A 22,753-nucleotide genomic window follows, 5' to 3' on the forward strand; every position below is an offset into this window, starting at 1 on the left:
AGAACCTCCGCAGGAGTGGGTGCCGACGCCGAGGTTACCGGTAGCGACGAACGGCGCCGCCCACCGGTCGGGACGTAGTGACCGGCATGCTTGGCAAGAGCACGAAATGGGCACGTCACACATCTGCCACATCTGATGGAAACGCTGGCCTCCCCCCGAACAGAGAGGTGGTCGTGATGACGGAGTCCGTGCCGACCCTGCAACCCGTGCCGTCCGGCGACGCCGAGTCGCTCACGCTCGGTGCCGAGGAGGAGCTGCACGTCGTCGACCTGACCACCCGGGAGCTGGTGCCCCGGGCGCCCGAGGTGCTCGACCGGCTCGACCCGGCACACTTCTCGGCCGAGCTGCACCGCTCGGTGGTGGAGACGAACACCCCGGTCAGCACCACCCTGGACGGCCTGCGCGCGGGCATCACCGACCGCCGCCGGACCGCGGCCGCGGTGGCCGGGTCGCTCGGCCTGGGCCTGGTCGCGGCCGGCACCGTCCCGCTGGTCGACCTGGACGCGCTGGCCATCACCCCGACCCACCGGTACCGCCGGATGCTGCACGAGTACCAGATGCTGGTCCGCGAGCAGCTGATCTGCGGCGCGCAGGTGCACGTCGGGGTGCCCGACCGGGAGGAGGCGGTCGCGGTGGCGCAGCGGGTCAGCCCGGCGCTGCCGGTCCTGCTCGCCCTGTCGGCCAGCTCGCCCTACTGGATGGGTGAGGACTCCGGGTACGCCAGCGTCCGCTCGCTGGTCTGGTCACGCTGGCCGACCGCCGGCGACAGCGGCGTGCTGCGCTCCGCGGCCGAGCACGAGCAGCTGGTCGGTGACCTGATCGCGTCCGGGACGATCAGCGACCCGAAGATGGTCTACTTCGACGTCCGGCCGTCGGCGCACGTGCCGACCGTGGAGCTGCGGGTCACCGACGCCTGCCCGGACGTGGACACCGTGGTGCTGCTGGCCGGCCTGTTCCGCGCCCTGGTCCGGCGGGCCCGCGACGAGCACCGGGCCGGCCTGCCCCTGCCCACCCCGCGGCCACCGCTGCACCGGGCGGCGATGTGGCGCGCCGCCCGCTCCGGGCTGGAGGGCGACCTGCTCGACCTGCCCCGCTCGCCCGGCCCGGTGCCGGCCTCGGTCGCGGTCGAGCACCTGGTCGCCGACCTGCGCCCGGACCTGGAGGCGCTGGGCGACTGGGAGCAGGTGTGCGACCTGTCCGCGCGGACGCTGAGCCGGGGCAGCTCGGCGTCCCGGCAGCGGCGGGCGCTGACCCGGCGTGGCCGGATCGCCGACGTGGTCGACCTGCTGGTCACCGAGACCGGCGGCGAGGCGCACCGGCCCGGGACGGCGGCACCCACCCGGCTGGTCCCGTACGCGCAGGAGGGCGACGAGGCGTTCCCGGGCCCGGTGGCGGCGGAGTACGCCGGGATCGTCCCGGTGCTCACCGCGCTCGGCGCCACCGGCCTGCGGCACCGGGAGGACGCCCGGGACGAGGAGCAGCGGGCCAACGGGGTGACGTTCAGCGTGGCCGGCGAGGCGGCCACCCGGCTGTTCCCGTTCGACCTGGTCCCCCGGGTGGTCCCGGCGGACGACTGGGCGGCGCTGACCGGCGGGCTGACCCAGCGGGTCCGGGCGCTGAACGCGTTCCTGGCCGACGTCTACGACAGCCGGCAGATCGTGGCCGACGGGATCGTGCCGGAGTGGGTCATCGACGGCTCGCCGGAGCTGCGGGCCAGCGGCGCGCTCTCGTCCGGGCCGGGCGTGCGCGCCCAGGTGGCCGGCGTCGACCTGGTCCGGGACGGCGACGGCCGGTGGTGCGTGCTGGAGGACAACCTGCGGGTGCCGTCCGGGATCGCCTACGCCATGCAGAACCGCCGGCTGACCGAGAGCATCCTGCCCGAGCTGCCCCGGCCCGGGGGCCTGATCCCGGTGGACGACACGCCCCGGCTGCTCAAGGAGGCGCTGCTGGCCTCGGCCGCCGGTGACGATCCGGCGCTGGTGGTGCTCAGCCAGGGCCCGGACGACTCGGCCTGGTTCGAGCACCGGATGCTGGCCGAGGCGATGGACGTGCCGGTGGTGCGCAGCACCGAGCTGTTCGTCGACGGCGGCCGGGTGTACCGGCTGCGGGACGGCAAGCGCTACCCGGTGGACGTGATCTACCTGCGGATGGGCGAGGACAGCCTGGTCCACTCCCCCGGCGCGGACGGGATGCCGCTCGGGCCGAGCCTGGTCGCGGCACTGCACGCGCGGACCGTCACGCTGGCGAATGCGCTGGGCAACGGGATCGGCGACGACAAGGCGGTCTACGCGTACGTGTCCCGCATGATCGAGTACTACCTGAACGAGAAGCCGCTGCTGGACGACGTGCCGACGTACCTGTGCGGGGTGCCGGAGCAGCGCGCCGAGGTGCTGTCCCGGCTGGACGAGCTGGTCTGCAAGCCGGTCGACGGGTACGGCGGGGACCGGATCGTGATCGGCCCGCACGCCTCCGCCGACGAGCTGGACGCGCTGCGCCGGCAGATCCGCACCGCCCCGCACCGCTGGGTGGCGCAGGACCTGGTCCGGCTCTCCACCCACCCGGTCTTCGACGGGGACCGGCTCGCACCCCGGCACGTGGACCTGCGCGCGTTCGTGTTCACCGCCGGCGACCGCCCGGTGGTCGCCCCGGCCGCGCTGACCCGGGTCGCGCCGGCCGGTTCGATGATCGTCAACTCGTCGCGCGGCGGGGGCTCCAAAGACACCTGGTTGCTGGCCTGAGGAGGTTTGTACATGTGCGGAATCGCCGGTGAGATCCGGTACGGCGAGCGTCCCGCGGACGTCGAGGCGGTCCGGCGGATGCTGCCCGCCCTGGAGTCGCGCGGCCCGGACGGCGAGGGGCTCTGGGAGCACGGCCGGCTCGTCTTCGGCCACCGCCGCCTGAAGATCATCGATCTGAGCGACGCCGGCCGGCAACCGATGACCGACGAGGAACTCGGGCTGACCGTGGTCTTCAACGGCTGCGTCTACAACTATCGGGAACTGCGCGACGAGCTGGAGAAGGCGGGCTACCGGTTCTTCTCCGGCTCGGACACCGAGGTGATCCTCAAGGCCTATCACCGGTGGGGCGCGGACTGCGTCACCCGGTTCTTCGGGATGTTCGCGTTCGCGGTGGCCGAGCACGACACCGGGACCGTCACGCTGGCCCGGGACCGGCTCGGGATCAAGCCGCTCTACCTGGCCGAGACGCCCGGGCGGCTGCGCTTCGCGTCCACGCTGCCGGCCCTGCTGGCCGCCGGCGGGGTGGACACCACGCTGGACAAGGTGGCGCTGCAGCACTACATGACGTTCCACTCGGTGGTGCCGGCGCCGCGCACGATCGTCGCCGGGATCCGGAAACTGCCGCCGGCCACCGTGCGGGTGGTCCGGGCGGACGGGACGGCGACGGACCGGGTCTACTGGACGGCGGCCGCTCATCGTACGAAAACCATGTCGGGCCCGGAGTGGGCCGCAGCCGTGCGGGAGACGCTGGGTCTCGCGGTCCGGCGGCGGATGGTCGCCGACGTGCCGGTCGGGGTGCTGCTCTCCGGCGGCCTGGACTCCAGCTTCATCGTCGCCCTCCTGGCCCAGCAGGGGCAGCGGGGGCTGACCACGTTCAGCATCGGGTTCGAGTCCGGTGGCGGGGAGAGCGGTGACGAGTTCACCTACTCGGACCTGATCGCCAAGGAGTTCGGCACCGACCACCACCAGATCAGCATCGGGCGGGATCGGTTCCTGCCGGCCGTGGACCGGACCGTGGCGGCGATGAGCGAGCCGATGGTCAGCCACGACTGCGTCGCCTTCCACCTGCTCAGCGAGGACGTCGCCAAGCACGTCACGGTCGTCCAGTCGGGACAGGGCGCGGACGAGATCCTGGCCGGCTACAGCTGGTATCCGCCGCTCGCCGGGGTGCCCCGGGACCGGGCCGTCGAGGCCTACGCCGCGGAGTTCTTCGACCGGACGCACGCCGAACTGGCCGGGCAGCTCAGCCCGGCCTGGCACCTGGACCGGGACCACGCCACCGCGTTCGTGGCGGAGCACTTCGGGCAGCCCGGGGCGGAGACCGCGGTGGACGCGGCGCTGCGCCTCGACTCGCAGGTGATGCTGGTCGACGATCCGGTCAAGCGGGTGGACAACATGACCATGGCGTGGGGACTGGAGGCCCGGGTGCCGTTCCTCGACCACGAGCTGGTCGAGCTGGCCGCGGCCTGCCCGCCCGAGCTGAAGCTCGCCTCGGGCGGCAAGGGTGTGCTCAAGGACGCGGCCCGCGGGCTGGTGCCGGACGAGGTGATCGACCGGACGAAGGGATATTTCCCGGTGCCCGGCATCCGCCACCTGGAAGGCCCGATGCTGGCCAAGGTGCGCGACGCGCTGCACGCGCCGGAGGCCCGGGCCCGCGGGCTGTTCCGGCCGGAGTACGTCGCGGCCCTGCTGGCCGACCCGAACACGCCGCGGACCACACTCGGGGCGAACCAGCTGTGGCAGCTCGCGCTGCTGGAGATGTGGTTGCAGGACAAGAAGCTGTAGGAGGCTGGTTTTGCTCGATCGCGCCGACGTCACGCTCCTGCCGGCGTTCTCCTCGCTGCCGGCGACCATCGCCGGGACCTGGTCGCCGGCGCTGTCCCCGGACGGCCGGCACGCGGCCTACGTCTCCGACCGCAGCGGCACCCCGGCCGTCTGGGTGCAGCCGGTCGGCAGCGAGCTGGCCTTCCACATCCCGTTCCCGGAGCCGGTGAGCGCGGTCGCCTGGTCGTCCGGCGGCGGGTGGCTGGCCTGCCAGCTCGCCCCCGGCGGCGCGCCCCGGCAGGAGGTGTGGCTGGTCCGCCCGGACGGGTCCGACCCGCACCAGGTGGCCGGGTTCGGCAGCGACACCGCGGACACCATGCGGTGGCTGCCCGGGCGGCCGCTGCTGGCACTCACCGAGAACCTGACCGACGCGATCGTGATCGACGTGGTGGCCGGGACGCGCACGGTGATCGCGTCCGGCGAGCTGATCTCGCTCTGCGACGTGGACGCGAGCGGGCGCGGCGCGCTGCTCCGGCAGGGACCGCGCGGGGCGCGGTGGATCCTTTTCAAGGACCTGCTTTCCGGTACGGAGGAAGCGCTCGCCCCGGGTGAGCAGGCGGTGTTCAGCCCCGGTGGCGGATGCGTCTACGTGCGCAGCGAGGACGGGGAGTTCCCGGCCCTGGTCCGGCTCGCCGGCGGCGCGGCCTCCCCCGACGCGCTCGCCGCCGGGCGCGCTTTCGCCGGCGGGACGGCGGACGTGCTCGCCGCCGGGGCCGCCGAGGTGGAGTCGTTCGCGGTGACCTCGGACGGGCGGACCGCGGCGGTGCTCTGGAACGTGCGCGGCGGCGAGTCCGCCCTGGAACTGGTCGACCTCGACCACGCCGGGCCGGCCGCGCCGGTGACCGTGCCGCTGCCCGGGCCGGTGGTCTCCGGGCTGGCCTGGAGCTTCGACGGGTCGACGCTGGCCTTCACCGCGGAGGGGCCCGGGCAGCCGCACGGCGTCTGGGCCTGCGACCGGGACGGCAAGAACCCGCGGGCGATCTCGGCCGAGCCGGCCGACGCCGACGCCGTCCGGCCGTCGCTGGAGAAGGTGACCGCGCACGACGGGCTGGCGCTGACCGGGTGGCTGTTCACGCCGGCCGGGACCGGGCCGTACCCGACGGTGATCTGGCTGCACGGCGGGCCGGAGGCGCAGGAGCGGCCCGGGCACGGTCCGCTCTTCCAGGCGCTGGTGCGGCAGGGCATCGCGGTCTTCGCGCCGAACGTGCGGGGGTCGTCCGGGTCCGGGCGGACCTACGTCAACGCGGACAACGGGCCGCTGCGCTACGACGCGATCGAGGACGTCCGGTCGTGCGTCCGGCATCTGCGGGACGCCGGGCTGGCCGGGCGGATCGGGGTGATGGGACGCTCCTACGGGGGTTACCTGACGCTGGCGGCGCTGTGCGCCTTCCCGGACCTGTTCGACGTCGGCATCGACATCTGCGGCATGTCCAACTTCTTCACTTTCTATCAGCACACCGAGCCGTGGATCGCGGCGGCGGCGATCAGCAAGTACGGCGACCCGGTGGCGGACGCGGCCCTGCTGCACGACCTCTCCCCGATCCACCGGATCGACCGGCTGCGCGCCCCACTGCTGGTCGTGCACGGCGAGAACGACAGCAACGTGCCGGTGATCGAGGCCGAGCAGGTGGTGGCCGCGCTCGCCGCCCGGGACGCCCCGCACCGCTACCTGCTGTTCCCCGGCGAGGGGCACGAGCTGCTGCACCGGGCGTCGCGCGACGAGTTCCTCCGCGAGACGCTCGGCTGGCTGACCACCCACCTTCAGCCGACCAGCAGCAGCACGACCAGCAGGTAGCACAGCACCGCCGCGACCGCGCCGGCCCACCGTCCCGCTCTCGTCGTGGGGCTGGACCGGCGGCGCGTCATCCACATCAGCACGTTGTCCACAGGCGCGCCCCCGCGATCCCTCCTTCCGCGCCACACTGTCTTCGGGGGGCTCCCCCTGGGTGGGCGGGGACTGGCACGTGGCCGCCTGACCGGCCTCATTGCGGGTCCAGGCGCTGCTCCAACCGCTCGATCCGCTCGATCAGCGGCTGCAGGGCCTGGGCCAGCAGCTGGGCCGGGCCGGCGTCGCCGGTGTTGCGCAGCTGCGCGTAACCCTGCGCGGCGGCCGTGTTGGCCTGCAGGTGGCGGTAACCGGCCAGGGCCGAGGCGACCCCGCGGCGGGTCAGCCGCGGCTCGGCGCCGGCCGCCCGCAGCACCCGGCCGCCCGCGCCGTCCGGCTCGGCCACCAGCCCGAGCAGCAGGTGCTCACACCCGACGTAGTTGTGCCCCAGGCCGACCGCCTCGCCCACCGCCAGCTCCAGCGCGCCGGCCGCCGGGACGCTGAAGTGCACCCCGGCACCCGGGCCGGGCGGCTCGTCGGCCGGCTCCCGGTCCAGCTCGCGGGCCAGTCGGGCCGGGTCGATCTCCAGCGCCTGCAGCACGTGCAGCGACAGGTTGCCGCCCTCCTCGATCATCGCGCCGAGCAGGTGGCCGGTGCCGACCGCGGTGCGCGAGGCGGCCCGCGCGCGCTCCACGGCCAGCCCGATGACCACCCGGGCCCGGCCGGTCATCAGCGGGAAGCGCTCCTCCAGGTCGGCGCCGGCCAACTCGGACAGCGACGTCTCGCGGATCGCGGTGACCCGGCGCACCGCCTGCTCCAGGGCCCGCTGGCAGATCGCCGAGACCGGCAGCCCGGTCTCCTTGACCGCCTCGGCCAGCTCGTCCGGCAGATACACGTTGATCTTCGGCATGGGGCGCACCCTTCGTCCGGCTTGGGGTTATCAACCTATACCCCCATTGGGGTTACAACAAGCACCGGCAGTGGGCAAGCGCACGTTGCAACGTGGCGACCTGCGGAGAAGTCTGGAAACGAACCTGCTGAAGCGCGAGCGGAAGGCGCCACATGTCCCTGCGACCCGGAGCCCGGGCCTGGGCGGTGTGGGCCGCCGGCCTCGCCGCCTACGTCGTCGCCGTCCTGCACCGCACCTCGCTCGGGGTGGCCGGCCTCGACGCGCAGCACCGGTTCGACGTGGGCGCCGGCGCGCTCGCCAGTTTCGCGGTGCTCCAGCTGCTGGTCTATGCCGGCCTGCAGATCCCGGTCGGGCTGCTGCTCGACCGGTTCGGATCGCTGCGGCTGGTGGTCTGCGGCGGTCTGGTGATGGCCGCCGGGCAGACCCTGATGGCCTACGCGGACGGGATGACCGGCGCGATCGTGGCCCGGGTGCTGGTCGGCGCCGGCGACGCGATGACCTTCATCAGCGTGCTGCGCCTGGTCCCCCACTGGTTCCCGCCCCGCCGGGTGCCGGTGCTGACCCAGCTCACCGGCATCGTCGGGCAGCTCGGCCAGATCCTCTCCGCGGTGCCGCTGGCCGCGGTGCTGGCCGCCGCCGGCTGGACCACCGGGTTCCTCGGCGCGGCCGGTGCCGGGCTCGTCGTCTCGCTGGCCGCCCTCGCGGCGCTGCGCGACACCCCGGACCGGCGGATCAGCAGCGGCCACCCGATCAACCTGCGCCGGCTCGGCGAGGACCTGAGCGGCGCGTGGCGGCACCCGGGCACCCGCCTCGGCCTCTGGACCCACTTCACCACCCAGTTCACCGGCACGGTGTTCGCCCTGATGTGGGGCATCCCGTTCCTGATCGCCGGCGAGGGGCTGACCCGCGGCCAGGCCGGCAGCCTGCTCACCCTCTTCGTGATCACCGGCATGTGTGCCGGCCCGGTGCTCGGCACCCTGGTGCAGCGTTACCCGCTGCGCCGCTCGCTGCTGGTGCTCGGCATCGTCGCGATCAACCTGGGCGCCTGGGCGCTGGTCCTGCTCTGGCCCGGCCGGGCGCCGCTCCCGCTGCTGATCCTGCTGGTGGTGGCGCTCGGCTCGGGCGGTCCCGGCTCGATGATCGGCTTCGACTACGCGCGGACCTTCAACCCGCCGCACCGCCTGGGCACCGCGACCGGCGTGGTCAACGTGGGCGGGTTCGTCGCCTCGCTGCTCACCATCGAGCTGATCGGCCTGATCCTGGACGCCCGCACCGGCGGCCGTGCCGACTATCACATCGCCGACTTCCGGGTCGCGATGTCGGTTCAGTTCCTGGTCGCCGCGGTCGGCCTGGCAGGCATCCTGCGCACCCGGAAACTGGCCCGTCGCCGCCTCGAGGAGGAGGAAGGCATCGTCATCCGCCCGCTGCGGGTGGCCCTGGCCGAGCGGCGTGGTTTAGCGGCGAGCCGAGCGGTAAAGGCGGAGAGCTGGCGCGACTGAGAGGGGGCACATGACCGAGCACGCGCAATCCCGGATCTGGTCCGGCATCGACATCCCGAAAACCCTGGCCGGCACGCTCGCGGCGGTCTCCGCCGCGGTGGTCGGGTCGTTCCTCGGGGTGGCCGGCACGCTGATCGGCGCGGCACTGGTCAGTCTGATCAGCTCGATCAGCACCGAGATCTACCACCGCTATCTGGAGCGCGGCACCAAGAAGCTGCAGGCCGCCTTCGTGACCGCCCCGGCCGCCGTGGGGACGCCGGAGGTGGCCGCGGCCCCGCAGTCCCCGGCGGCCCCGCTGCCGGTGTCCTCCGCCGGCACGCCGGGATCCCCCGAGACGCCCCGCTTCGCCGCGGCTTCCGCCGGCCTTCCCGGCACCTCCGCCCTCAGCCTTTCCGGCAGCTCGCCGACCGGCCTTCCGGCCACCTCCGGCACCCTTTCCCCGGGGCCGACGCGGCGGATCCGGTGGAAGCGGATCTGGCTGGTGGCCGGCGCGCTCTTCGTGCTGGCGCTGGGCACGCTCACCGTGGCCGAGCTGCTGGCCGGCCGGTCCGCGGCGGATGTCACCGGCGGGCGGGACGGCAGCGCCCCGACCGTGTTCCACTGGACCGGCAACGACTCCGGCGACGATCAGAAGCAGGCCCCGGCCGGCACGCCGAGCGACTCCGAGCAGTCGCCGGCCCCGCAGCCCACCGAGACCGGGGAGAGCACGGGCACGACCCCGGCCGACCCGGAGACCGGCGCCACCGAGCCGGCCCCGCAGCAGACGACCGGGGCTCCGACCGAGCCGGCGCCGACCGGCGGCAGCGAGGAGGGCCCGGACCAGGGCACCGATCAGGGCACGCAGCCGGACGCCGGGACGGAGCAGCAGGGCGCCGCCGAGCAACCGCAGCAGTAGGAGGGAGACCCCGATGGACGCGCAAGGTGTGCTGACCGAGGCGTACGGTCGCCTGCCCGATCTGGTCGCTACCGCGATCGACGGCCTGACCCCGGAGCAGCTCCGCTGGACCCCGCAGCCGGGCGCCAACTCGATCGGCTGGCTGGTCTGGCACCTCACCCGGGTGCAGGACCACCACCTGGCCGAGCTGCTCGACACCGAGCAGGTCTACCTCACCGGTGACTGGGCCGCCCGGTTCGGCCGCAAGCCGGACCCGTCGGACACCGGTTACGGGCACACCGCCGCCGACGTGGCCGCGGTCGTCCCGGAGAGCGCCCAGGCGCTGACCGATTACTACCAGGCGGTCCACGACCGTACCGTCGACTATCTCGCCACCTTGACCGACGCGGACCTGGACCGCGTCGTCGACCGTCGGTGGGACCCGCCGGTGACCCTCGGCGTCCGCCTGGTCAGCGTCTACGACGACGACGCCCAGCACGCCGGCCAGGCCGCCTACCTCCGCGGCCTGCTGCCCTAGGTTCCGTCCCAGGGGATCGACGACGTTCCGTCCCAGGGATCGACGACCGTGACATCCGGTGGACCGGGCCCGTGACATCCGGCGGCCCGGGCCGGTGACAGGTGTCAGCGGTCCGCCGGCCGCACCGGCACTACCGTCGGCTGTGGAGCTGAGGGGGAGCGATGCCGGAGTATCGGGCGAGTCAGACCGCGGTGCTGGTCTGCCAGGGGCGGGCCGCGGCGCACGGGCGGCTGGCCCCGGGGCGGTTCGCCGATCCGACCGCGATGGCGCTGCTGCGCGCCAACGAGCGGGCGCTGGTCGAGCTGGTGCGCGCGGAGCGGCAGCCGGCCGACTGGAACGAGCGGGTCGGCTTCGAGATGGTGACCCGCTGCGCCGAGATGATGGTGCCGCGGACCGTGGCCATCGACGAGGCGATCCGGGAGCGTCCGGCCACCCAGGTGGTGATCCTCGGGGCCGGGCTGGACGGGCGGGCCTGGCGGCTGCCGGAGCTGGCCGACGTCCCGGTCTTCGAGGTCGACCAGCCCGCTTCCCAGCAGGACAAACGGGACCGGGTGGCGGCGCTGGACGGCAAGCCGCCGGTGTTCGTGCCGGTCGACTTCGGCCGGGACCGGCTCGGCGACGCGCTCGCCGCGGCCGGGCATCGGGCCGCCGAGCCGACCACCTGGGTGTGGGAGGGCGTGGTGCCCTACCTGACCCGGGCCGAGGTGGCGGCCACGGTCCAGGCGGTCGCCTCGCTCTCCGCCGCGGGCAGCCGGTTGATCGTCAACTATCAGGCCCGCTCGGCGAAGGCCCGGCTCGGCCGCCTCGTCGTGCAGGGCATGGCCAGGCTCGCCGGCCGCGCCAACCCGTGGGCCGCCGAGCCGTGGCGCTCGACCTGGCCGCCGGCCGCCATGGCCCGGCTGCTGAGCCGTCACGGCTTCACCGTCCGCCGCGACGACCATCTGCGCACCCTGGCCACCGGCATGCTGGACGGGCGCTCGGACACCGTCTCGTTCCGCTCCGGCCGGGTCGCCGTCGCCGACATCTGACCGCGCCCAGGCAGGACCGGTCCGGCCGGGAAGATCAGGCGGCGGCTTCCAGGACCGCTTTCAGCTCCAGGATGCCGCGTTCCACGCGGGCCCGGACCGCGGGCGCCAGGGCGTCCGGGAGGAGATCGGTCGTCCAGACGATTCGGGTACGCCCGTCGCCCTCCACCACCTGGAACGCCGCATGATGGTAGGTCAGCGGCAGCGCCTGCCCGTCGATCACCGAGTACGCCAGCCGGCGCAGCTCGTGGTCGACGGCGACGATCCGTTCCCGGATCCGGGCGCCGCCCGGCATGGTCAGGGTGCGCAGGTCGCCGTCGATCTCGGCGGCCACCACCCGCCCGGGCAGCAGCCGCTCGTGCACCGCGCCGACGTCGGCGATCGCCTCCCACGCGCGCTCCGCCGTGACGTCGACGAACGCCTCCACACGAACCGTGGCCACTCTCGGATCCCTGCCTTTCCTCGTCGATCTCGTCACTCGGGGGTCAGGGCGCCGAGCAGCCCGGCCGCGTCCGCCGCCTGCCACGGCTCGTCCGGCTGGCCGGTCACGGTCAGCGCCACCGAACCCTGCGCCACCCGGCCCGGAACGTAACCGCCGAGCGTGTCCGCGTCGGTGACGGCGGCCAGCACGGTCCGCCCGGCCGCGTCCGGCGGCGCGCTGTCCCGCGGCGCGCCGGCCAGCGCCCGGATCGCCTCCGCGGTGACCTCGGCGTCCGGCGGCAGCGTGGCGTAACCACCGTCCGGGAAGGCCAGCACCACCCGGCCGGCCCGGCCGGCGGCGTGCCAGGCGGCCAGGTCGAGCAGGGTCGGCCGGGGGCGGGCGGTGAAGTACTCCCACTGGTCGGCGGCGGCGCGGGCCAGCTGCCCGCCGTGCCCACCGGCGTCGTGGAAGGCGCCCCGGGAAGCGAGGCTGTGCTCGGTCCAGAGCAGCCGCCGCTCCTCGACGTCGATCACCATCGGCATCAGCGCCTTGGCGTTGCCCCGCAGGTCGAACCGCTGCACGACGCGCGCGGCGTCGAAGTGCCGGGCGCCGCCCGCCCAGGGCAGCGCGAACCCGGCGAACGCCTCGCTGAGCAGCTCGAACGGCACGTCGTTGTAGCTGAACACGACCGGCGCCAGGTAGCGGACGCCGAGCTCGCGGAGCGCGGGCAGGTAGAGCTCCAGATACTCGGTGGCGCCGGCCGGCGGCGGGGCCGAGGTGAAGTCCCCGGAGTGCACCGCGGCGCTGCCGTGGTAGCGCAGTCGGGTGTAGTCGCAGTGCCCCATCCGCTGCCAGGCCGCGTCGAAGAAGACGCCGGACAGGTCGAGGTCGACGCGGTGCGTCGCGGTGTCCTCCCAGTGCAGGTAGAACCGCAGCCGGTCCCCGGCCGGCAGATCACGCAGGCTGCCCCGGGGCCAGCTGGCCAGCCCGCCGGAGGAGACCCGGGCACGCAGCGGGGTGGGCACGTCGGCCAGGGTGGCGTCGAGGACGGCCAGGTCGAACCGGCCGAGCCGGGCAGCCCGGCGGGTCAGCTCGGCGTCCGCGGCCGCCCGGACCGCGGCGATCGGGGCGGACGGCAGCGGATCCCGCCGCTCCGGCTCGGTCCATGTGCGACCGACGTCGCTGGCCGGGAAGAACAGGCGCCGCGGGGTGCCGGGCGCCGGGGCCGCACCCCGCGCGGCGATCGGCGCCGCTCCCGTCCGCCGCCGGCCGAGCCGGGCAACCGCCCCGGCCGCCGCCCGGAGCACCCCACCCGCCGATCCGGCACCCGCCGCGCGCAGCGCTTCACCGACCGCGCCGCCCGGCGCCGCGCCCGCCGCCGCACGCAGCGCCTCACCCACCGCGCCGACCGGCGCGGGGGCGGCCGGGACCCGGACCGTCCGGTCGCGCCCGGCCAGCTCGGCGCTCGCGGTGGCGACCACCGCGGGTGCCACCCGGGCCACGCCCGCCCGGGCGCCGGCCTCGACCGCGGCCAGCGCCGCCGGGTCCGCCCCGGCGGCCCGCAGCAGGTGGTCGAGCCGCCGCCACAGGGTTCCCGGCCGCTCGGCGAGCAGCTGGACCGCGCCGGGCACGTCGCCCTGCTCCAGCGCCGCCTCGACCTCGCCCGCGTGGCTGCGCACCCGCACGCCGATCCGGCCGTCCGGCTCGTCGACCAGGACCAGCCGCCGCGGGTGCGCCGCCACCGCGGCCCGGACCGCCCGGCCCAGGGCGCTCTCCGCCGCCGTCCGGGTGCCGCGCAGCGCGGCGAACGCGACGGCGGCCGCCGGGAACGCGCTGACCCGCTCGAACGGGTGCAGCCGCTCGCCGATCCGCTTCCAGACCGTGGGGTGCCGCTGCAGGTCCTCGGCGGCCGCCACCCCGCACGCGTCCAGGTGGGCGAGGACCGCCCGGCGCAGCGGCCGGGTCAGCGCCCGCACCCGGGTCACCGGCACCTGCGGGCGCCGGACACCGCGGACGGCCGGCGCGGCGGTGCGCGGCGGCAGGATCAGGCCGGGGTCGCCGCCCGAGTACGCCCACAGGGTGCGCGCCGCGTCGGTCGCCGTCCGCCAGCACTCCCGGGCCTGTCCGACCACCGCGGCGTGCAGCGAGGTCAGCGCGGTGGCGTGCAGCGCCCACGCGATCACCAGCGCCCGGGTCTCCCGCGGCACCGGGCCGGGGTGGGCGTGCAGCCAGGTGAGGTCGTGCGGATCGGTGCGCGCGACGAGCGTACGCAAATCCTCTCGATCGCCGGCGCCCAAGGCCTGGGACCGCGTGACGATCCGGTCCCGCGCCTCGATCGCGGACTTCTCCGGGTCGGTGTCGAGGCGCAGCACGCGGACCCGCAGCGCGGGGCCCGGCGCGCCCGGGTCGCGCTCGGCCGTCATCGTCAGGTATCCGGAGCCGGCGGCGAGGCGGCGTCCGCAGATCGGGCAGCCGCTGAACTCGGCGGGCGGGAAGCAGGACGGGCAGACCGGGTGGCCGCACGGGTCGAGCGGCGCGCCGACCTCGTCGCGGCCGCAGAGCACGCAGGGCGCGCCCTCGGCGGCGAACAGGTGGGTCAGCAACCGGTTGACGAAGACCGTCTCGATGTCCGCCGGAGTGTCCGGAAAGGATCGGTAGAGCGGGGTCAGGTCGCGGTCCGCGCCGACCAGGTCGTCGAGGGCGGCGAGCAGCCAGCCGGCCCAGCTGTCCCGGGCCGGCGGGCGGGCGGTCAGCAGCGCGGCGCGCAGGTCCCGGTGCAGCACCCAGCCGCGGGCGGCCAGGTCGGCCTCCACCGTGGCGGTCCAGGCCGCGCCGTCCGGGACCGGTCCACCGGACGGCGGCGGCAGCACCAGGTGGTGCCGGCGCAGCATGATCGTGGCAACGGCGTCCATCGCGGGACTCCCCCGGGTCCGGGAACGAGAAGGCGATGGGCGGAGAGAAGCAGCGCTAGTCCCGTCGATTTGCAGTCGAAAAGAAGGAAGCACCGCGGAGAGCCGCCCATCGCCGGTTCCCGATCCTAGGGATCGGCGACAAGCGGCTCCACCCGATTACCCGTCAGGCCGAGGCCGGCTCGCTCAGCGGCAGCCGGACCAGGAAGCGGGTGTCGCCCGGGACCGACTGCAGCGAGATGTCGCCGCCGTGGCCGTTGACCACGATCCGGTACGAGATGTCCAGCCCCAGCCCGGTCCCCTCGCCCACCGCCTTGGTGGTGAAGAACGGCTCGAACACCCGCTTCTTGATCTCGTCGGGCACACCCGGGCCGGTGTCGCCGATCGAGACCACCACCCGGTCGTCCTCCCGGTAGGTGCGCACGGTGAGCGTGCCGGCGCCGGACATGGCCTGCACCGCGTTGTCGATCAGGTTGGTCCACACCTGGTTCAGCTCGGCCGGGTGGGCCGGGACCTGCGGCAGCGTCCGGTCGTACTCCTTGACCACCCGGACCCGGTCGCCGATCTTGTGGGCGAGCATCACCAGCGTGCTGTCCAGCCCGCCGTGCACGTCGATCCACTGGTGCGCCGAGCGGTCCACGTGCGAGTACTGCTTGGCGGCGTTGACCAGCGAGGACACCCGGCCGGTGGCGTCCTCGATGTCGCTCATCAGCTGCTCGGTCTCCAGCGCGTACCCGATCCAGTGGATCGCCTGGTCGAGCAGCTCCGGCGCCTCCAGCCGGTTCAGGATCTCGGTGAGGCAGCCGGTGTCGATGCCGCCCTGGGCGAAGATCGGGGCGACGTCCCAGCCGTTGGTGACCCCGCGCTCGTCCATCCAGTCGCCCAGCTCGTCCTCCAGGTCGGCGATCTCCATGGCGGTGCGCACCGGCGCCTTGGCGGCCCGCTCGATCACCTCCTCCTGCAGCTCGAGCAGGGCGGTCAGCCGGTCCGGGGCGACCTTGCCCTTGGCCAGCTTGCCGAGTTTCATCCGCATCGCGGCGACCCGCTCGCGCAGCGCGCCGGTGGCCCGGGCGGCGGCCGCGGCCGGGTTGTTCAGCTCGTGCATCAGGCCGGCCGAGAGCGCGCCGAGCGCCTGCAGCCGTTGCCGCTCGCCGATCGCCGCCTGCGAGTTGCGCATCCCCAGCGCCAGGCCCTCCAGCAGGTGGATGGCCATCGGGAACCACTCGCGCATCAGGTGGCCGAAGTCGCGGGCGGACAGCACGAAGAACTCGCTGTCGGAGAGCGCCCGCATCGAGCCCATGTAGTTCTGCGGCACGCCGTCGTCGCGCAGGTACGCGTTGGTGGCGCCCATGTAGACCCCGCGCTGCTCGGTGCGGACCGTCTGCACGTCGTCCTGCCCGACCCGGCGGGTCAGCGAGATGGTGCCGCTGAGCAGCACGAAGAACTGGTCGGCCGGGTCGCCCTCGCGGAGCACCAGGCCACCGGCCGGCACCCGCATGGTGCAGCCGTGCTCGGCGATCCAGGCGAGCTGCTCGCCGGTCAGTTTCTCGAACAGGAACAGGGTCTTCAGCTCGTCCGGCGTGAGCCGGCCCGGCTCGCAGGGTTCCAGCCGGATCTCGTCTGTCGCATCAGCCATCTTTACTGCGCCTCCAGGTAACGGTGGACCAGCGCGACGGCCATCGCTCCCTCGCCGACCGCCGAGGCCACCCGTTTGATCGAGTTGGCCCGGACGTCGCCGGCCGCGAAGATGCCGGGGACACTGCTCTCCAGATAGAACGGATCGCGGTCGCGATCCCATCCCCGTGGACGCTCGCCGTTGGCGAGAAGGTCCGATCCGGTACGCACGAAGCCCTTCTCGTCGCGCTGCACCGCGTCACCCAGCCAGTCGGTCCGCGGCTCCGCGCCGATGAAGACGAAGAGGTAACCGCACTCGACGGTGGCTTTCGTCCCGCCCTTGCTGTCGCAGATGGTGATCGCCTGCAGGTGCCCGTCGCCGTGCGCCCCGATCACCTCGCAGCGGGTCCGCACCTCGATGTTCGCCACCTGGGCGAGCTGCTGGATCAGGTAGTACGACATCGACGCCTCGAGCGAGTCGCCGCGCACCAGCAGGGTGACCTTGCGGGCGTACCGGGAGAAGAAGAGCGCGGCCTGGCCGGCCGAGTTGGCCCCGCCGACGATGTAGACGTCGCTGCCCGCGCAGGCCGGCCCCTCGGTGGCCGCCGAGCCGTAGAAGACGCCCGAGCCGGTCAGCCCAGCCACCCCCTCGGCCAGCAGCGGACGGTAGGAGACGCCGGTGGCGAGCAGGATCGCGTGCGCCGAGATCTCCCCGCCGTCGGCGAAGGTCAGCGTCCGGGCCGAGCCGTCCGTGCGGAGCCCGACCACCTCGCGGGTGTTCAGCGTCTCGGCGGCGAACTTGTCGGCCTGCCGCCGGGCCCGGTCGGTGAGCTGGGCGCCGGAGATGCCGTCCGGGAAGCCCAGGTAGTTCTCGATCCGGGAGCTCTGGCCGGCCTGGCCGCCGACCGCCTGCCGCTCGATCAGCAGCGTTTTCAGCCCCTCCGACCCGCCGTAGACGGCCGCGCCCAGCCCGGCCGGCCCGCCGCCCACGATGATCAGGTCGTAGAAGTCGCGGCCCGGGGTCACCGAGAGCCCGGCCGCCTCGGCGACCTCCTGCACGGTCGGCCGGGGCAGCGCCCGCCCGTCCGCGGTGACCACCAGCGGGATCGACTCCGGCCCGGCGTCGGCCGCCTCCATCAGGCGGCGGCCCTCCGGCTCGTCGGCGCCGAAGTACTTGTACGGCACCAGGTTGCGGGCCAGGAAGTCGCGGATCTGGAAGGACGGCTCGCTCCACCGGTGCCCGACCAGGCGCAGGTCAGGCAGCTCCTGGTCGCCGGTGGCCTGCCAGGCGTCGAGCAGCGCGTCGAGCACCGGGTAGAGCTTCTCCTCCGGCGGGTCCCACGGTTTCAGCAGGTAGTGGTCGACGTCGACGACGTTGATCGCCTGGATCGCGGCGTCGGTGTCGGCGTAGGCGGTGAGCAGCGCCCGGCGGGCGTGCGGGAACAGGTCCATCGCCTGCTCCAGGAACTCGATGCCGTTCATCTGCGGCATCCGGTAGTCGGCGAGCATCACGGCGACCCGGCCGCCGCGCAGTTTCAGCTCCTTGAGCACGTCGAGCGCCTCGGTGGCGGAGCCGGCCCGGATGATCCGGTACCGGTCGGCGTAGCGGCGGCGCAGGTCGCGGGCGATCGCCCGGGAGACCGAGGGGTCGTCGTCGACGGTGAGGATCGCGGGTTGGCCCATGACTGGTTACCTCAGCTCCACATCGTTGTACTCGGGGTGGCGGTCCAGATAGCCGGCCACGAACGGGCAGGTGGCGATGACCGGGACGGCCCGCGAGCGGGCGTCGTCGAGGGCGGCCCGGGCCAGCCGGCCGGCCAGCCCACGGCCGGAGAAGGCCTGGTCGATCTCGGTGTGCAGCAGCTCGATCCGGTCGCCGTGCCGGCGGTAGTGCAGCACCCCGGCGGACTCGCCGCCGACCAGCACCTCGTAGCGCTCCTGCTCGAAGCTGTCCACCACGACGGCGGTGCCGGCGTCCCAGTCGCCGGCCTGCGCGCTGCCCTCCACCCGCAGCTTGCGCCGGGCCCGCTCGTAGAACGTGGTGCGGCCGAACCGGATCACGTTGGCGGCGGCCGGGATCGGCTCGATCTCGATCGCCGCGCCGGGCTCCGCGTAGCCCTCGATGATCCCGTCCACCTCGATGGCCAGCCGGCCGCTGGTGGAGAGCACGTCCAGGCAGAGGTGCTCGGAGGTGTCCAGCACCAGGGAGCGGTTGAACGACGAGTGCGCGGCGGCGGCGCTGACGATCAGGCCCTCCACGTTCGGCGAGACGATCGGGCCGCCGGCCGAGAAGCTGTAGGCGGTGGAGCCGGTCGGCGTGGCGACCAGCACGGCGTCGGCCGCGTAGTTGACGAACCGCTTGCCCTCGACCCGGATGCCGACCGCGGCCAGCCCGTGCCCGGGCACCCGGACCAGGGCGATGTCGTTGAAGGCGGTCACCGTCCGCCCGTCCGGCAAGGTCGTGCGCACCGCGGTCCGCGACTCGATCCGGTACGCGTGGTCGTCGATCGCCGAGAGCGCGTCCTTGAGGTCGGGCAGGTCCACCTCGGCCAGGAAGCCGAGCCGCCCGACATTCACCCCGAGCACCGGGGTCTTGCGCCCCTCGACCAGCCGCATGGTGCGCAGCATGGTGCCGTCGCCGCCCAGGCTGACCAGCAGCCCGGCCCGCTCCACCATCTCCTCGGCGGAGACCGGGACCGCGGTGCAGTCGATGCGGGTGATCTCGTCGGGCAGGCCGAGCACGGTCACCCCGCGGGCGGCCGCCCAGCTCACGATGGTGTCGACGGCCGACCCGCAGTCGCGGCGCGGGTGCAGCACCAGACCCACCACTTTGATCATGCCCATCAGTGTGCGCCCCCTTCCCCGTTTCGGATGTCAGCCTCGCACGCCGGGCGCGCGATCGGCGACCGATGCCGGGGTGGCGGGAAGCACTTGAATTCTGGTGGGCAGCGCGACGTCGTACCCATGATGTTGAATGCCGGTCATGACACGGTGGCGGGCGGTAGTCACGGATCTCGACGGCACGGTGGTCGGCCCGGCCGACGCGATCAGCCCAGCCACCCTGAACGCCGCCGCTCAGCTGCGCTACCGCGGGGTGCCGCTGCTGGCCGCCACCGCCCGGACCCGGAACGGGGTGTTGCGTCTCGGCGCCTTCGCCGGACACCTCTCGGTCGCGGTCTGCCACGGCGGGGCCCTCGGCTGGTCGCCGGCCGAGGGGGACCGCACCCTGTGGCAGCGCACCCTGCCCGCGACCGAGCTGCACGACCTGGTCGCCTTCGCCCGTGACCTGCCCGGGTCCGGCCTGTGCGCGTTCGGGGTGGCGTCCTGGGACCTCACCCCGGAGTACCTCGCGCTGCGCGGCCGGCCACCCGCCGAGCCGTGGCGGGAGGTCCCGCTGGCCGCCCTCGCCGACCAGCCGGCCTTCGGCGCCGCGCTCCGGCACCGCACGCTGAGCTCGGACCAGCTGATCGAGCGACTCACCGAGGCCGGCTTCGCCGGGCGCACCACGCTCACCTACTCGGCGCCGCACCTGGTCGAGATCGGTCCGCCCGGGGTGGACAAGGCGACCGGGGTGGCCCGCGCCCTGGCCTGGCTCGGCGTCGCCCCCGCGCACACCGTGGCCTTCGGCGACATGCCCAACGACCTGCCGCTGTTCGCGCTGGCCGGGCACGCGGTGGCGGTCGGCGCGGCGCATCCGGCGGTGCTGGCCGCGGCCACCGCGCACGCGCCCGGCCTGGCCGAGGACGGTTTCGCCCGGCACCTCGCCGAGCTGGGCCTGATCGACGGCTAGCAAGGCGACCGACGGTGAGCGTGGGGTTGATCAGAGGCTCTGATCAACCCCACGTTCGTCTCCACCCCTTGTCGCTGGTCACTTGCTTCGCGTACAGTTGTCGCATGCCATCCACCACCGCCGGAAGCGGACGGAAAACGGGGAAAGGGTCCGGCGCCTCACGCCTGCCGCGTCCACAGAAAGCCATCCGGGAGTAGAGGTATGCCGTACAACCTGGCAGACACAGTGTTCGGCCGCGAGATCGCTGAGGAGAACCGGGCCCGGGGACGCGAGGAGGGACTGGTCCATTCGATGCAACTCATCCTGCAAAGCCGTTTCGGTGATGTCCCCGGCCTGGAGGATCTGGCGCAGAAACTCGTGGCCGACGATCACGCGGCGAACGTGGCCCGGATCATGAACGGCGCCTCGCTGGAAGACCTGCGGCAGTCCTGACGAATCGACGCGTCAGCACCTACCGCCCATCCCGGACGGCCAGGGCCAGGAAGCGGTCGTCGCCGTCCTCGTAGTGAGTGATGGTCCAGCCGGCGCCGGCCAGCAGCGGGGCCAGCCGGGCCTCGCCGAGCGGCTCGTCCGGGCGCAGCGTCCGCCCGTGCCGGGTGGCCAGGGCGGCCCGGCCGACCGGGTGGAAGATCGCCAGGCGGCCGCCGGGCCGGGTGACCCGGGCCAGCTCGGCCAGCCCGGCCGCCGGGTCGGGCAGATGGTTGACCAGGCCGGCGGCGAAGACCACGTCGACCGCGGCGTCGGCCAGCGGCAGCCGCCGTGCGTCCGCCACGGCCAGGCTGGCCGCCGCGTCCCGGCCGGCCCGGCGGGCCTCGGCCAGCATGTCCGGGGTGAAGTCGAGGCCGAGCACCCGCCCGGCCGGGCCGGCCGCGGCGGCCAGGGCGGGCAGCGCGCGCCCGGTGCCGCAGCCAACGTCGACCGCGACATCGCCGGGGCGGACCCCGGCCTCCCGGACCGCGGTCGCGTAGGCCGGCAGGTCGTCGCCGAACTTGACGTCCCACTGCGCTGCCCGGGCCGCGAAGAAGGCCCGGCTCTCGGACAGGTACCAGCGATCCGGATCGGCCAGATCCGGGTGCACGTGGCGGATCACCGGCCACTCCGGGTCGCGGTGGTCGATCACCACCTGGGCGCGCCGCTCGCCGTCCCCGGCGGTGAACCGGTTGCGCGGGCCGCCGCGCAGGTAGACCAGGATCTGGTCGGTGGCCGGTTCGAGCACGTTGAGCGCCGAGTCGAAACCGCCGGCCCCCGGCCCGGTCAGGCCGAGCACCGCGTCGATGCTCCAGGCCCGGGACGCCGGCGGGAACGCCGCGGCCAGCCGGGAGGCGAAGGCGGCCGCCGCGCCCGGGTCGCCGCCGTCGACGATCACGGTGAGCGGCGCGCGCGGCGCGAGCACCTCGGCCAGCAGGGCGGTGACTTCGCTAATCCGTTCCGGCACGCCCCCCAGAATGCAACCGCGATGTGACGGACGCAACGGTTCACTCACTTAACCACGCCGGTGTGAGCTGCGCATATCTCTGGATAGCGTGCCATGTATGGAATCACTGGAGCTGGCCGATTTCCGGGCCGCGGTCGCCCGCGCCTACCTCGACGCCGGTGATCTGGCGGCCTTCCGGGCCCGCCGGGACGAGCTGTTCGCCACCCACCCGCAGTCCCCGATCCCGCCGGCGGACCGGCCCGGCTTCGCCGGTCTGCGGTACTTCCCGGCGAACGACGCGATGATCGTCGACGTGCCGCTGCGGCCGGCCGAGGGCGAGCTGACCATCGACACCGGTGGGCCGGACGGGGTGGTCCGCTACACCCGGGCCGGGATCCTGGCGACCCCGTTCGGCGAGCTGACGCTCTGGTGGATCGCGGCCTACGGCGGCGGCCTGTTCCTGCCGGTCCGGGACGGGACCTGCGGGCGGGAGAGCTACGGCGGCGGCCGCTACCTGACCGACACGGTGAAGGGCACGCACGGCCGCGGCCTGCGGTGGCTGGGCGCCGACCGGGTCCGCCTCGACTTCAACTACCTCTACAACCCGAGCTGCGCCTACGACCCCCGCTGGGCCTGCCCGCTGGCGCCACCGGAGAACCGGCTCACCGACCCACTGCCGGCCGGCGAGCTGTCATACCACTAGCGGCCGGCCCGGTCCGACCAGGAGCGGCCGGTGGCCAGGTTGGTGCGGCCGCCGTCGTGGACGGCGGTGTAGACGGCCCGGGCCATCGGGGTGCCCCAGTGCGAGCGCGGGCCGCCGTAGGCCGCCGGTGGGCCGTCGAGCGGGCACAGCACGCAGACCGCGTCGGTGGCGGTGCCGGTGGCGTCCAGGCCGAGCGCGTACAGCGCCTGGGTCTTCGCCTCGGTCGCGGTGGCGACCGCGTTGATCAGCGCGCCGTCGCCGAGGCGCTGCGGGATCCAGACGACGATGTTGATGGTGCCCGGGCGGTGGGCGAAACCGGTCACACCGGGCTCGGCGGCGCGGATCGGCGCACCCAGGCCGACGGTGGCGTAGACCTGCACGCCGTCCTCGCCGGCGGCCACCACGTCGTGCACGTCGACGCCGGTCAGCAGGCCGACCCCGGGGCCGGTGAGGCTCAGCTGGGCGGCCAGCTCGGCCAGGTGCGCCTCCGGGTCGGGGCGGGCGTAGGACATCGGCACGCTGGCGTTGATCAGCCACTCGCGCGGGCCGGCGCCGCCGCCGAGGACCGCGCTGGAGGCGGCCAGCACCGGCTCGGGGAACCGCCAGAGCAACAGCGGCACCTCGTGCCCGTCTTCTCTGCGGTGCGTCAGCGAGGGCTCGGCGAACATC

At 74.2% G+C, this 22,753-nt stretch carries 19 protein-coding genes; 10 read left to right on the forward strand and 9 right to left on the reverse strand.

All coding sequences use genetic code 11. The features are described from left to right. The first annotated feature begins 176 nt into the window (after positions 1–176). Genes BJY16_RS00220 through BJY16_RS00230 form a run of 3 tightly spaced genes read left to right on the forward strand, consistent with a single transcriptional unit; the run spans position 177 to position 6,357 of the window. A complete protein-coding gene (locus BJY16_RS00220) occupies positions 177–2,738 on the forward strand; it encodes a carboxylate--amine ligase/circularly permuted type 2 ATP-grasp protein (RefSeq protein WP_185037117.1) in 2,562 nt (853 codons plus the stop codon). 12 nt (positions 2,739–2,750) lie between these two features. Beyond that, positions 2,751–4,523, forward strand: coding sequence for an N-acetylglutaminylglutamine amidotransferase (locus tag BJY16_RS00225; protein WP_185037118.1), 1,773 nt, complete (start codon positions 2,751–2,753; stop codon positions 4,521–4,523). Positions 4,524–4,533: 10 nt separating this feature from the next. Continuing rightward, positions 4,534–6,357, forward strand: a complete 1,824-nt coding sequence (locus tag BJY16_RS00230) for an alpha/beta fold hydrolase (RefSeq protein ID WP_185037119.1) — start codon at positions 4,534–4,536, stop codon at positions 6,355–6,357. Here BJY16_RS00230 and BJY16_RS46765 read toward each other — a convergent pair. Next, positions 6,324–6,449 carry a hypothetical protein gene (locus tag BJY16_RS46765; RefSeq protein WP_260418243.1) on the reverse strand — a complete coding sequence of 42 codons (126 nt, stop codon included), beginning with the start codon at positions 6,447–6,449 and terminating at the stop codon, positions 6,324–6,326. The genes BJY16_RS00230 and BJY16_RS46765 overlap by 34 nt on opposite strands. Before the next feature lie 95 nt (positions 6,450–6,544). After that, positions 6,545–7,297, reverse strand: a complete 753-nt coding sequence (locus BJY16_RS00235; RefSeq protein WP_185037120.1) for a Clp protease N-terminal domain-containing protein — start codon at positions 7,295–7,297, stop codon at positions 6,545–6,547. A gap of 152 nt (positions 7,298–7,449) precedes the next feature. On the opposite strand from BJY16_RS00235, the gene BJY16_RS00240 reads away from it, so the two are divergent. The 4 genes from BJY16_RS00240 (at position 7,450) to BJY16_RS00255 (ending at position 11,236) form a co-directional block, all read left to right on the forward strand. Beyond that, entirely contained in the window at positions 7,450–8,796 is a 1,347-nt protein-coding gene (locus BJY16_RS00240; protein ID WP_185037121.1) for an MFS transporter, read from the forward strand. Positions 8,797–8,806: 10 nt separating this feature from the next. Then, a complete protein-coding gene (locus BJY16_RS00245; RefSeq protein WP_185037122.1) occupies positions 8,807–9,691 on the forward strand; it encodes a hypothetical protein in 885 nt (294 codons plus the stop codon). A gap of 13 nt (positions 9,692–9,704) precedes the next feature. Beyond that, the gene (locus BJY16_RS00250) at positions 9,705–10,208 is read left to right on the forward strand and encodes a mycothiol transferase (RefSeq protein WP_185037123.1); all 504 of its coding nucleotides are present in this window, start codon (positions 9,705–9,707) and stop codon (positions 10,206–10,208) included. A 161-nt stretch (positions 10,209–10,369) separates the two neighbouring features. Beyond that, positions 10,370–11,236, forward strand: coding sequence for a class I SAM-dependent methyltransferase (locus BJY16_RS00255; RefSeq protein ID WP_185037124.1), 867 nt, complete (start codon positions 10,370–10,372; stop codon positions 11,234–11,236). Positions 11,237–11,270: 34 nt separating this feature from the next. On the opposite strand, the gene BJY16_RS46770 is transcribed toward BJY16_RS00255, so the two are convergent. The 5 genes from BJY16_RS46770 to BJY16_RS00280 all read right to left on the reverse strand — a co-directional run bounded on the left by BJY16_RS46770 (position 11,271) and on the right by BJY16_RS00280 (position 19,015). Further along, positions 11,271–11,675 carry an SRPBCC family protein gene (locus BJY16_RS46770; protein WP_185037125.1) on the reverse strand — a complete coding sequence of 135 codons (405 nt, stop codon included), beginning with the start codon at positions 11,673–11,675 and terminating at the stop codon, positions 11,271–11,273. Between the two features lie 32 nt (positions 11,676–11,707). Continuing rightward, positions 11,708–14,566: an MXAN_6230/SCO0854 family RING domain-containing protein gene (locus BJY16_RS46775; protein WP_185037126.1), complete on the reverse strand. Its 2,859-nt coding sequence runs from the start codon at positions 14,564–14,566 to the stop codon at positions 11,708–11,710. Positions 14,567–14,729: 163 nt separating this feature from the next. Next, positions 14,730–16,199, reverse strand: coding sequence for an ATP-binding protein (locus tag BJY16_RS00270; protein WP_185037127.1), 1,470 nt, complete (start codon positions 16,197–16,199; stop codon positions 14,730–14,732). Positions 16,200–16,201: 2 nt separating this feature from the next. Then, entirely contained in the window at positions 16,202–17,860 is a 1,659-nt protein-coding gene (locus BJY16_RS00275) for an NAD(P)/FAD-dependent oxidoreductase (protein WP_185037128.1), read from the reverse strand. A gap of 6 nt (positions 17,861–17,866) precedes the next feature. Next, positions 17,867–19,015 (reverse strand): NAD(+)/NADH kinase, encoded by a 1,149-nt coding sequence (locus tag BJY16_RS00280; protein ID WP_239177974.1) that lies wholly within the window; start codon positions 19,013–19,015, stop codon positions 17,867–17,869. A gap of 145 nt (positions 19,016–19,160) precedes the next feature. On the opposite strand from BJY16_RS00280, the gene BJY16_RS00285 reads away from it, so the two are divergent. Together BJY16_RS00285 and BJY16_RS00290 are read left to right on the forward strand one after the other, a co-directional pair. After that, entirely contained in the window at positions 19,161–19,967 is an 807-nt protein-coding gene (locus BJY16_RS00285) for an HAD family hydrolase (RefSeq protein WP_185037130.1), read from the forward strand. Between the two features lie 201 nt (positions 19,968–20,168). Continuing rightward, positions 20,169–20,399: a hypothetical protein gene (locus tag BJY16_RS00290; protein WP_185037131.1), complete on the forward strand. Its 231-nt coding sequence runs from the start codon at positions 20,169–20,171 to the stop codon at positions 20,397–20,399. Positions 20,400–20,418: 19 nt separating this feature from the next. Here the strand turns inward: BJY16_RS00290 and BJY16_RS00295 are convergent, their stop codons facing one another. Next, entirely contained in the window at positions 20,419–21,402 is a 984-nt protein-coding gene (locus BJY16_RS00295; RefSeq protein WP_185037132.1) for a class I SAM-dependent methyltransferase, read from the reverse strand. A 97-nt stretch (positions 21,403–21,499) separates the two neighbouring features. On the opposite strand from BJY16_RS00295, the gene BJY16_RS00300 reads away from it, so the two are divergent. Further along, complete coding sequence (locus tag BJY16_RS00300; RefSeq protein ID WP_185037133.1) at positions 21,500–22,084, forward strand: DUF1684 domain-containing protein; 585 nt, start codon at positions 21,500–21,502, stop codon at positions 22,082–22,084. Here the strand turns inward: BJY16_RS00300 and BJY16_RS00305 are convergent. Continuing rightward, a complete protein-coding gene (locus BJY16_RS00305) occupies positions 22,081–22,752 on the reverse strand; it encodes an adenosylcobinamide amidohydrolase (protein WP_185037134.1) in 672 nt (223 codons plus the stop codon). The two genes, BJY16_RS00300 and BJY16_RS00305, sit on opposite strands and share 4 nt — an antisense overlap. Between the last annotated feature and the right edge of the window lies 1 nt (position 22,753).

Source organism: Actinoplanes octamycinicus (genome assembly GCF_014205225.1).
In the GTDB taxonomy this organism is placed as follows: Bacteria; Actinomycetota; Actinomycetes; order Mycobacteriales; family Micromonosporaceae; genus Actinoplanes; species Actinoplanes octamycinicus.

Coding starts and splice junctions, on each gene's coding strand:
- BJY16_RS00220 (WP_185037117.1), top strand. CDS start 177: ATGACGGAGTCCGTGCCGACCCTGCAACCCGTGCCGTCCGGCGACGCC.
- BJY16_RS00225 (WP_185037118.1), top strand. CDS start 2,751: ATGTGCGGAATCGCCGGTGAGATCCGGTACGGCGAGCGTCCCGCGGAC.
- BJY16_RS00235 (WP_185037120.1), bottom strand. CDS start 7,297: ATGCCGAAGATCAACGTGTATCTGCCGGACGAGCTGGCCGAGGCGGTC.
- BJY16_RS00240 (WP_185037121.1), top strand. CDS start 7,450: ATGTCCCTGCGACCCGGAGCCCGGGCCTGGGCGGTGTGGGCCGCCGGC.
- BJY16_RS00245 (WP_185037122.1), top strand. CDS start 8,807: ATGACCGAGCACGCGCAATCCCGGATCTGGTCCGGCATCGACATCCCG.
- BJY16_RS00250 (WP_185037123.1), top strand. CDS start 9,705: ATGGACGCGCAAGGTGTGCTGACCGAGGCGTACGGTCGCCTGCCCGAT.
- BJY16_RS00255 (WP_185037124.1), top strand. CDS start 10,370: ATGCCGGAGTATCGGGCGAGTCAGACCGCGGTGCTGGTCTGCCAGGGG.
- BJY16_RS46775 (WP_185037126.1), bottom strand. CDS start 14,566: ATGGACGCCGTTGCCACGATCATGCTGCGCCGGCACCACCTGGTGCTG.
- BJY16_RS00270 (WP_185037127.1), bottom strand. CDS start 16,199: ATGGCTGATGCGACAGACGAGATCCGGCTGGAACCCTGCGAGCCGGGC.
- BJY16_RS00275 (WP_185037128.1), bottom strand. CDS start 17,860: ATGGGCCAACCCGCGATCCTCACCGTCGACGACGACCCCTCGGTCTCC.
- BJY16_RS00280 (WP_239177974.1), bottom strand. CDS start 19,015: ATGATCAAAGTGGTGGGTCTGGTGCTGCACCCGCGCCGCGACTGCGGG.
- BJY16_RS00285 (WP_185037130.1), top strand. CDS start 19,161: ATGACACGGTGGCGGGCGGTAGTCACGGATCTCGACGGCACGGTGGTC.
- BJY16_RS00290 (WP_185037131.1), top strand. CDS start 20,169: ATGCCGTACAACCTGGCAGACACAGTGTTCGGCCGCGAGATCGCTGAG.
- BJY16_RS00300 (WP_185037133.1), top strand. CDS start 21,500: ATGGAATCACTGGAGCTGGCCGATTTCCGGGCCGCGGTCGCCCGCGCC.
- BJY16_RS00305 (WP_185037134.1), bottom strand. CDS start 22,752: ATGTTCGCCGAGCCCTCGCTGACGCACCGCAGAGAAGACGGGCACGAG.